This is a genomic window from Duncaniella sp. (assembly GCF_029054785.1).
Taxonomy (GTDB): Bacteria; Bacteroidota; Bacteroidia; order Bacteroidales; family Muribaculaceae; genus Duncaniella.
The window spans coordinates 1-10,499 of the sequence record NZ_JAIDEN010000089.1; the positions used below are offsets into that span (position 1 = coordinate 1).

A 10,499-nucleotide genomic window follows, 5' to 3' on the forward strand; every position below is an offset into this window, starting at 1 on the left:
GTCGCATAGCTCGCTATGCTCCTTTCTCATTTACAACAATTTATCTAAAAGATACACCACTCAGATTTTAACTCTTGGCATGAAACGCCCTCTTAGGGCGGCCAAGACTGCTTTTCAGACTGTAAAGACACACCACGGCGGTCACGCCTCCCGGCAGCAGCGCCCACAGATGGCCTGCGGTCATGGCTACGATGACGCAAAGCCCTACGGCTCCGGTCTCGGCACAGACCGTCAGCATCAGCCTGCGCGGAAGCCTCAGCCGATAGCGGCGGTAATAGACTGCGGCGATTATCAGAACATAAAGCAGATACAAGAGCGTGTAGCTCACACCCAGCCCCGCAATCCCCCACAGCCGGAATGCACCGATGTTCAGCCCAAGTCCGGCCACGGCGCTGACCGATTCCGTCAGCAGAAAGGCCTTGCCGTCACCCTTGGCCAGGATGACATAGGACATGCAGTAGGACACGGCGCGAAGCATCACTCCGACCATAGCTATTGTCACGAACGGCACCGCGACATCAAATTCAGCCGAATAGAGCAGCCTGACGGCTATCTGCGACAACGCCACGAAGATAGCGACGAAGGCGGTCAGCACTACGGTCAGCATCTTCATTTCATGGGCCACGAAAATCCGGGTCCTCAGCCGCGAGCCGATCACCGAGGCCAGACGTGGATAATATTCCATCGCGATGGCGCTCATCACCAGTGCCGGATAGCGGTTGACCATCGTGAATCCGGCCTGATAGAAGCCAACTTCATTCTCCCCGCCGGTCTGGTTGAGCCAGGCGATGAAAACGTAGCTCATCACCTGAGAAATCACGTCGGCCGCGGTCATGTAGATCCCCAGCATGATAAAAACCTTACCGCTGCGCCAGGTCTCCCCCATCCCGATCCTGAGCGGCGGCCCGGAAAGACTGACGCGGTTACACATCAGGACGATGTTTGTCACAAGCGCATAAGCTATGATCGAAGGCACAACGCTGTCAATCCCCCAGAAATAATACATCGGAACCGACACGGCCAGACCTCCGGCCATCCCCCACAGAGAGGCACGCGCCAGAGCGCGCAGTCTCGCCAGTCCCTGCAACACCGCCTCCTCGGCGGCTGACACGGCCAAAAGAAAGACAGCCACACCCAGTGCCATATAGCTCAGGGTCCTGTCATCCGATCCGAAAGTCGATCTGCTCAGAAAGGGGGCGCAGGCAACCATGACAGCGCCGCCGAACAGACCGAGCATCAGGCCCCAGCGGCGCACGACCGCCACAATCCGGCGCACGGCATCAGCGTCGCTCTGCGAGGCGATGTCGCGCACTGAACTTGATCTGAAACCAAGCTGGGAAAAGGATTTGACCATATCGACAGCGCCGTTGAAGATTCCGAACAGCGCCACTCCGGCAGGTCCGAGCCACAAGGCCACAAGCTTGACTCTCACCACGGCACACAGAATCCCGAAACCCTGCACTCCGCCGAAGAGTCCCATAGCCTTAAGCACCTTCGCGCTCAAACCTCCCCGCCCAAGCCGCATAGTCTCCTCTCTACAACTGCTTGCGGAAAGCGCGGCGGCGGCGGTGCTGCCGGCGCTCGAAATATTCCCACTGAGACTGCACCTGCGAGTTGCTCTCAAGCTCAAGATTAGTCTCGGCGAATTTCACACCGTTCTTGATGTAGAGGTTCAGCAGGTCATAGAAGAAGAGCGCGTTGACTCCCTTTGACTGATATTCGGGAGCCACGGCAATGAGAAGCAGGTCGATCACGTCGTTGTGGCCGCGCATGGCCCGGAGAATCCTCAGCCAGCCGAAGGGGAAGAGCCGTCCGCGCGACTTGCGCAGGGCCTGCGCGAGCGACGGCAGTGTGATGCCGACGCCAACAAGCTTGCCCTTGCTGTCGACGACCACGCTGACATATTCCAGACGCAGGATGCTCAGATACATGTCTATGTAGTAGTCGATCTGGCGCTCGGTCAGCGAGCAATAGCCGTAGAGATTGGCGTAGGTCTCGTTGATCAGGTGGAAAAGCTCGTGGCCGTAGTCACGCTTGATTTTCTTGGCCGAGGTGTATTTCAGAATACGCAGATCATACTTCTTGAGCACAATCTCGGAGATGCGTGTCATCTTCTCAGGCACCTTGTCGGGGATGGTGATGCGATATTCCACCCAGTCGGTGTCCTTGCGGTAGCCCAGACGCCCGACATGGTCCGGATAGTAGGAATAGTTGTAGATGGTAGCCATCGTGCCCATCTCCTCGAAGCCTTCGACGAGCATACCCTCGCGGTCCATGTCAGTGAAGCCCATCGGGCCGATCATTTCGGTCATGCCTCGGTCGCGGGCCCACTGCTCGGCGACGCCGAAGAGAGCGTCGGTAACTTCGCAGTCATCCACGAAGTCAACGAAACCGAAACGGGCCTCCTTGCGGCCTGTCGTCTCGTTGAGACGGTCGTTGATTATCGCCGTGATCCTCCCGACAGGCCTGCCGTCACGGTAGGCCATGAACGACTGCGCCCGGCAGTAGTCATAGGCCGGGTTTTTGGAAGGCAACAGCGTATGGATTTCGTCAAAAACAAGATTAGGCACAAAATAGTCGTTTCCGTCATAGAGATCTATGCCGAAGTTCACATATTTGCGCAGTTCTTTCTTTACAGGCTCTATGGCCTTTATGGTTACTGACATATCAGAGATCGGTCGATGGGGATTTTACGGGGGCTACGCTTTCGCTTATCTCGCCGCGTTCAAGAGGTTCGGGACGGTAGGGAGAGTTGAGCCACAGCAGCAATGCGATCATTGCCACAAGGAAAGCGATTATCGCCAGATAGATATTGTTGGTCTTGCGGTCGGCCAGGGCAAGGCGCAGGGCGTTGACATCCTGATAGCGCTTGGCCGGATCGGGATTCATGCACTTTTCAGCCACTTTGCGCAGGCGCTGACTGGTGTTTCCGGAAGCCTCGATGGCGGCCATCAGCACCTCGCCGTAGTTTCTGATGTCCTCGCTGACATCCTTGGGGGTGATGTGGGTGTTCTGGTCAAAGCCGACATCAATGAGCTTCAGGTTGCCGATATTCTCGGTGAAGATTATGCGCGAGGTGGACAGCGGATGGTGTTCGAGATGCTTGGCCTGAATATAGTCCAGGGCATCAAGCAGCTGATGCTGTATCTTGTAGAGATGGTCGTCGGTGACCTTCCCCTCGCGGATGAGCTTGGCGAGCGAATCGCCATAGACGTCATCGGTGATTATACACATTCCCAGCCCCGGCACTTCCTCGAAGTCGTTGATCATGATGATGTGGGGATGCGCGAGATTGTAGCGCACCTCAAACTCCTTCTCGATCATCTTCTCATACTTCTCCTGCCCTTTCAGCTCAGGACGCAGAGTTTTGAGCATAAGCCATTTGCCATGCTTCTTAGCGGTGTAAATGAGGTAGAATTCCTCGTCCCATTCGGGAAGATGTTCGATCTCGGTCCATTTAGGAGAGGGTGTGGAAAGAGCGGAATTGTCCATGGCGGTCAAGTTGTTTTGAAAAACAGCGGAATTGGTTCAAAATGCAAATTTACAATTTTTTTTGCAATCCGGCCATTTCTATGGCAAAATGCTCACGAAGAGCGGCGGATGAAAACATCCGGCTCCATCTTTCATGGGCACCACGCTTGAGACGGACATAGGCCTCAGGATCGTCCATACAGGAGCAGACTCGCTCTGCAATCATCTCAGGAGCGGTTCCGGGGACCACTGTCAGCCCTGCTTCGGGACTGACTATCTCGCTGACACCGCCGACTGCGTTGGCTATGACGGGAACGCCGTATGAGAGCCCCTCGCAGATCGTGATCGGCAGGCCTTCAGAGTCGCTGAACAGGATGAGCCAGTCGAGCTTTTCGCTGCGGTAGAGCCGATGGACCTCACTGTTGGGCAAGGCGCCGCGCAGTTCGACCGTCAGATTCCCGGTGGCGGAAAGCACTTCCCGGCAGCGGACGCGCAAGGCTTCCATCTCCGAACCGTCGCCGACATGGATCCAGCGGATTTTCTTCGCCGGACAGCGGCAAGCCACGGCTGCCACGAATTCCAGATTGCGGCTGACGGCTTTTTCAGGATCCACACGCGACACTGACAGGAAAGTCTGACAGCCGCTCTCCGCTTCATTGGCCACGGCAATGAAGTCGGGATCCGGTTTCGATGATCCAAGATGCCTGACACCGATGCGGTCTTCAAATCCGGGATAAAGTCTGTTGAGATGGGCTGCACCGGCCTCGGAGACTGCAAACAGGCCGGAAAGGCGGCTCAGCGCGAAGCGTCTCAGTTCAGGAGGACGGTTGCGGAAGGATTCATCATAGAGATCATAGCGGTGGGCGCGCGAGACGATGCGGATTTCACGGCTCAGAGAGAGGCGGGCGAGCGCCACGGCCGGGAAGTCGAACCAGAAGGTATAGAACAGCGTCTGCGAGAGATCAAGCCCACGGCGGTCGATCAACGATGCGAATCCACGGCGCAGACGCTCGACATTCATGTAGTAGAGACAGCGGCTGACAAGCATCCCTGCGCTGCGGCTACCCTTGACCATGCTGCCCAAGTCGCGCAGCCCGAAGGCTCCGGGGAGGAAACGCAGATGGCCGAGACGGCTGAGAGCCGACGGTCTTTCTGCCAGTGAACAGTCCACCTCCACATTCGCCCACTCCATCCGTGGCCGCTGCCCGCCGTCAATTACAGGCAGCAGTATCACCCGACTGAAATTCCGGCTCAAAGCCCCAAGTTCAGGTTCGATGAAAGCCGCCTCGGTTATGCCGGCTGTCGGATAAGACGTGGTCACGAGGACAATCGTTGATTCCATATCTGAGGACTTGTCTATTCGGCCATCTGGCCGGGGTTCATGTAATAGAGACGTAAGGTGGCGCGGGAGGTGGCAGTGTAGAGCCATCGGTAGAATTCGAGACCCTGCTGGTCGGGGGTGATTCCGCCCATGTCGATGAAGACGTTGCGCCACTGTGCGCCCTGGGCCTTGTGGCAGGTGACGGCATAGGCATATTTGACTTGCAGGGCATTGAAATACTCGTCGGTACGCAGGCGGCGCAGACGTGTCTCGAAAGCCACATCCGGGGCATTGACCTCAGGATCGGCCATGCGGGCCTGGGCGAGCTGCTCCATGCGTTCGCGCGAGAGGGAGGCGTTTTCGTCAGTGAGGGTCTCCAGGAAGATGCGGCAGTCGACCTCTACATCCCTGTCAGGGAGCCGCAGGGTGACGTTGGCGAAACGGAAGCCGTATTTCTCCTCCGTCCCGTGGACACGGCTGACTTCGGCCACGTCGCCGTTGGCAATGAAGTCGAGGCCCTTGATCTTCGAGGCCCATGTGTAGTTGTTTTTGGCCACCAGGAGACGCTCGCCTCTGACAAGCTCCTCCTCGCAGTCGAGAATGCGCGAGCGGATGCCGAGATTGAATCCCGTTGCGCGGCGGTTGGAACGCGTGATGACAGCTGTCTCCCCCGCCCCGTCCGTGCGGTAACAGTCAGCTATGGCGTCAATGACATCGTCTCCCTCCACCACACGGACATCATCGAAGCCTTCCGTGAAGAGCCTCGGCGCCGGAAGCGGGTCAAGCAGCATGGCGCGGCGCAGCCATGTGGCATTGCGCAGGATGCCCGAACGGCGCGACTGACGGACAGTGTCGGTCAGCACCGCGCGGCTGACATGCAGTCCGAGCGACTTGAAGGTCGAGGGCTGCATGGCCGGACTTTCCGCCGAGCCGACCGGCGGTAGCTGGGCCACGTCGCCAAGGAGAATCAGGCGGCAGTTATCGCCCGTGAAGACGTATTCCACGAGGTCTTCCAGCAGGCTCTGGCGTATGGCACCCGAAGCGTCGGCAGCCGAGGGGCTGTCAGAGATCATCGAAGCTTCATCGACGATGAAGACGGCATCCGCAAGGCTGTTGCGCTGCATGAGGGTCATGCCTCCTGAGAGTTCGCCGGGAGCCCCGCGGTAGATCTTGCGGTGGATCGTATAGGCGGGATGACCAGAATGGGCGCTGAACACCTTCGCGGCTCTGCCGGTCGGCGCAAGCAGCACCACGGTGCGTCCGACCTCCTCCAGCGCCTTGACCAAAGCACCTGTGAGCGAGGTCTTTCCCGTTCCGGCATAGCCGTTGACAATGAAAACCGAATCAGAAGGAGTAGCCGCCGAACAGAAACGCGCCAAAGCCTCAATGAGCAGACTCTGCTGCCCATTGGCCACATAGGGCAACTTAGCCCTGACCAAATCTGCAAATTCACCTACGGTCATAGATAGTGCAAATTTAACACAAAATCGGCTGATCCAAATCTCATAAACAACCCTTAACATAAAAAAGACCTCAGCACAGTCTTTAAGAGGTTGTTGCAGAACTATGATTCCCGATAGAGACACTTTTTAAACGTCCGCAATTGCCTTGGAATCAGGCATCTGTAAGAGAACGCTTTGAAAAGGTCCCTACCAAAGCCAATTATGGCCGATTTTACAACATTATCTAACACAAAGCGTGGCGGAATCCACTCGGACTCCGCCACGCAAAGGTGGTTCTCACATTATGAACTTACATGCTAATGTTGTAAAACCTATTGCAATTGGAGGATGTTGCAAAGCGTCCCTATCGGGAATCATAGTTCTGCAACAACCACAAATATCGGTTTTTTTAGAAGTTGTAACCGATAGAGATGTTGAGGCAGTCCCAGTATGCTTCGCTGTCCTTAACAACTTCTGTCAGACCCCACTGGTACTGGACTCCAAGATAAAATTTGTGGAAGGTGTAGCCTGCGCCGAGACCGAGACCCATCTGGAAACGCTTGCCGTCCATTTCGTCCTTGAAAGCGTCACCGGCAACACCGAAGTCAAAGTAGGGACCGAAGTTCACCTGAAGCTGTGAGGCTTCGGCGAAATTCATGCGGTAAGAAGCGTAGACGGGGAGTTCGATGAAGTCGGCAGAGAGATCCTTGGCGCCTTTGCCGGCGTAGAAGAGACCTGAGTTGATCGAGAAGCTCTTGACGAGGTTGAAGTCGGCTGAAACACCGGCGAGGAAGCTTGTGCGTGATTTGAAGTCGGCGTGGTCCATGCGGATGTCAGCGATGTCAAGACCGGCACGTACACCGAGAGTCACTTTCTTGTCAGCGGATTCTGAATTCCAGAATGTCTGTGCGGATGCGCCGAATGCGCAGAGGGCTGCGAAAGCAGCGAGGAAAAACTTTTTCATAATGATGATTTGATTGGTTTGCGGACGAGGCGGGACCGGACCTTATGCCCGGACTGCTCCACGCCCTTGATTTACTTAACTATAATTTATGAAATTACTAATAGTCAACTGTCAGGTATCTTATTTTGCTTCGCTGAAGTACCATGTGATCTTCTCGCGGTAGTTATCCCCGTCTTCTTCTTCCGAATATTCCTCCCAGATGGTCATATTCTTGCCGCTGAAGCTTGTGGTGATCAAGCCGGAGTCTTCGTCGTCAAAGTCGCCGATATCCCAGGAATAGCGGATGATGCCCTTGCTTTCGTCCTCCCAGCGCCAGGAAGAGATGTCGAGTGAGTTGTTGGAATAATCGTTGAGACCATAGAGGACCATGTAGGTGCCTGATTTGGTGAAGATGACCTGACGGGGAATCTCGTCTTCCTCCCAGCCGTCATCGCCCCAGTCTTCGAATAAATCGTTGAGCTTGTTGGCAGCCACGGTCCTGTCATACCTCTTGGATCCGTTGATCCAGACCTTGAGATTGACCTTGTCGAAGTTCCAGGTGCGGCAGAGGGCGTTGGTGCGGTCGCTGTCTTTATCGGCGACGGTTTTTACAGCCGAGAGGGTCTGCGAGCCGGAAGAAGTGGTGACGGTCAGCGAGTAGGCGTTGTCACCGCTGGTGTTGACGGTGATGGTGCCGAAACCCTGGAGGTTATACTGGTTGTCACCGGTCTTGGTGTAGTTACCGTAATAGATGCCGTCGAAATAGGCGCGTGAGACTGATCTGTCGGGAGTGCGGAACATGCCTGAGGCCATTGCCGTACCCACTGCGGTCTGCTTTTTCACCTTGGCTGCGGGGGCTGCCGAGTAATAGCTGTGACTGTTGGTGACAATCACATACTGACCGCTTGCCGTGAACTCGATCGAACGGTAAGGGCTGCCGGAATTCATTTCATACTTTGCGCTCGAACTTTCATATTCCGGAGTCGGAAGATCGGGAACTCCTCCCTTGTCATCGTCGTCACTGCAAGATGTCATTGCGAATCCAAAGCAGGCTACTACGGGAAGCAACATTGAATAAAAGAGCTTTTTCATAGCTAAAAAAACTTTGTGTGTATGTAAAATGTATATGTAAAATGGCTGTGTACTATCAAATTGGCGCGTACTATCAAATTGGCATTTGAAACATTCTGCCTTTTAGAATCCTTGGCAAAGATAGACATAATTTAAGAAATTACCCCTCCCCGACTGTTAAAATAGGTTAATATCGCAAATTTTTCTTAATCTCCTATATATATCAAAAAAAGCCCTCCGGAACCGAGACTGGTTCCGGAGGGCCGATGGTTTTATCGCGGAGTGAAATTCTTTACTTCACTTCAGGAGCGGGTTCTACACCCCACTGCTGCTGAGCGAGGCGACGGTAGTTGTTGTAGCGCCACTGAGCGTTTTCCTTGGCAGCTGCGAAGAGTTCGGCAGCTTCGGCAGGATACTGCTTCATTACGGAAGCGTAGCGCACCTCACCCTTGAGGAAGTCTTCGAACTTATCCCACTGCGGCTCTTTCGAGTCGAGAGAGAAGGGGTTCTTGCCTTCTTCTTCGAGTGCGGGGTTGTAGCGCCAGAGGTGCCAGTAACCGCATTCAACAGCCTTGGCCTGTTCTTCCTGGGCGTGGCCCATACCGGCGCGGATGCCGTGGTTGATACAGGGTGAGTAAGCGATCACGAGTGAAGGACCGTCATAAGCTTCAGCCTCGCGGAGGGCCTTGAGGGTCTGAGCGTTGTCGGCACCCATTGCAACCTGGGCAACGTAAACGTAGCCGTAGGTAGAGGCGATGAGACCGAGGTCTTTCTTGCGGATGCGCTTGCCGGCAGCGGCGAACTTGGCGATAGCACCGATCGGGGTTGCCTTTGAAGACTGACCGCCGGTGTTGGAGTAAACCTCAGTGTCGAGCACGAGAACGTTGACGTTCTTGTTGCTTGCGAGCACGTGGTCGAGACCGCCGAAGCCGATGTCATAAGCGGCGCCGTCACCGGCGATGATCCACTGTGAACGCTTGGCGATGTGTTCCTTGTTTGCGAGGATGCCCTTGCATACGTCGCAGCCGCAGGCTTCGCAGAGGGGAACGATCTTTTCGGCAACTTCGGAAGTCACTGTGAAGTCAGTGCGGTTTTCGAGCCACTTGCCTGCGAGTTCCTTGATTTCGGCGCTGCAAGAGGGACATTCGAGAGCCTGCTGCATGAGACCGGCGATGCGGGCCTGGAGTTTCTCGTGAGCGAGCGACATACCGAGACCGAATTCAGCGAAGTCTTCGAAGAGTGAGTTGGCCCATGCCACACCCTGACCCTTGGCGTTGGTGGTGTAGGGAGTTGAGGGAACAGAGCCTGAGTAGATTGAAGAACAGCCTGTTGCGTTGGCCACGATTTCGTGGTCACCGTAGAGCTGGGAGATGAGTTTCACATAGGGAGTCTCACCGCAGCCTGAGCAAGCGCCGGAGAATTCGAAGAGCGGAGTTGCGAACTGAGAGTTCTTGACGTTGCTCTTGATGTCGACGAGATCCTGCTTGGAAGCAACTTCCTTAACGCAGAAGTCCCATTCTTTCTGCACGTCGAGCTGGGTTTCGAGAGGCTTCATTTCGAGAGCCTTCACGCCCTTCTTGCCGGGGCAGACGAGAACGCAGTTGCCGCAGCCGAGACAGTCGAGAACGTCGACGCTCTGGATGAAGCGCATGCCGGTGAACTGCTTGCCGATGGCGGGGATGGTCTTGTCGTCGCCGAAGGGAGCTGCGGCCATTTCCTTTTCGTCGAGGACGAAGGGACGGATGGCAGCGTGGGGGCAGACGAAAGCACACTTGTTACACTGGATACAGTTTTCTTCGAGCCATTCGGGGACGAAAGCTGCCACACCGCGCTTTTCGTAAGCGGCAGTGCCCTGTTCCCAGGTGCCGTCTTCGCGACCGACGAAGTCGCTGACCTTGAGGAGGTCGCCGTCCTGAGCATTGATCGGGCGGACGATCTTGTTGATGAATTCGGGATCGTTGTTTTCAACGGCTGCGTCGTCAGCGAGGCTGCTCCATGCCTTGTCGACGGGGAGCTGCTTGTATTCGCCGCCACGGTCAACAGCTGCGTAGTTCTTGTCGACCACGTCCTGACCCTTCTTGCCGTAGCTCTTGACGATGAATTTCTTCATCTGCTCAACAGCGAGGTCAACGGGGATCACTTCTGTGATGCGGAAGAATGCGCTCTGGAGGATGGTGTTGGTGCGGTTACCGAGGCCGATTTCCTGAGCGATCTTGGTTGCGTTGATGTAGTAAACGGTGATGTCGTTGTC

At 55.6% G+C, this 10,499-nt stretch carries 8 protein-coding genes; all 8 read right to left on the reverse strand.

The window, feature by feature from the left end:
- Positions 1 to 67: 67 nt before the first annotated feature.
- Entirely contained in the window at positions 68 to 1,480 is a 1,413-nt protein-coding gene (locus tag K2H17_RS05675; RefSeq protein WP_300132432.1) for an oligosaccharide flippase family protein, read from the reverse strand.
- A 55-nt stretch (positions 1,481 to 1,535) separates the two neighbouring features.
- Positions 1,536 to 2,666, reverse strand: coding sequence for an N-acetyltransferase (locus tag K2H17_RS05680; RefSeq protein ID WP_300132435.1), 1,131 nt, complete (start codon positions 2,664 to 2,666; stop codon positions 1,536 to 1,538).
- Position 2,667: 1 nt separating this feature from the next.
- Positions 2,668 to 3,492 carry a protein kinase gene (locus tag K2H17_RS05685; RefSeq protein ID WP_300132438.1) on the reverse strand — a complete coding sequence of 275 codons (825 nt, stop codon included), beginning with the start codon at positions 3,490 to 3,492 and terminating at the stop codon, positions 2,668 to 2,670.
- A 49-nt stretch (positions 3,493 to 3,541) separates the two neighbouring features.
- On the reverse strand, positions 3,542 to 4,813 hold the full coding sequence (locus K2H17_RS05690) for a glycosyltransferase (protein ID WP_300132441.1): 1,272 nt from the start codon (positions 4,811 to 4,813) through the stop codon (positions 3,542 to 3,544).
- A 14-nt stretch (positions 4,814 to 4,827) separates the two neighbouring features.
- Complete coding sequence (locus tag K2H17_RS05695) at positions 4,828 to 6,255, reverse strand: AAA family ATPase (RefSeq protein ID WP_300132444.1); 1,428 nt, start codon at positions 6,253 to 6,255, stop codon at positions 4,828 to 4,830.
- A 388-nt stretch (positions 6,256 to 6,643) separates the two neighbouring features.
- Positions 6,644 to 7,198: a porin family protein gene (locus K2H17_RS05700; RefSeq protein ID WP_300132446.1), complete on the reverse strand. Its 555-nt coding sequence runs from the start codon at positions 7,196 to 7,198 to the stop codon at positions 6,644 to 6,646.
- A 120-nt stretch (positions 7,199 to 7,318) separates the two neighbouring features.
- Entirely contained in the window at positions 7,319 to 8,269 is a 951-nt protein-coding gene (locus K2H17_RS05705) for a hypothetical protein (RefSeq protein ID WP_300132449.1), read from the reverse strand.
- Positions 8,270 to 8,540: 271 nt separating this feature from the next.
- Positions 8,541 to 10,499 (reverse strand): pyruvate:ferredoxin (flavodoxin) oxidoreductase (gene nifJ / locus K2H17_RS05710; RefSeq protein WP_300132452.1); only part of this gene is annotated, 1,959 nt, incomplete at its 5' end.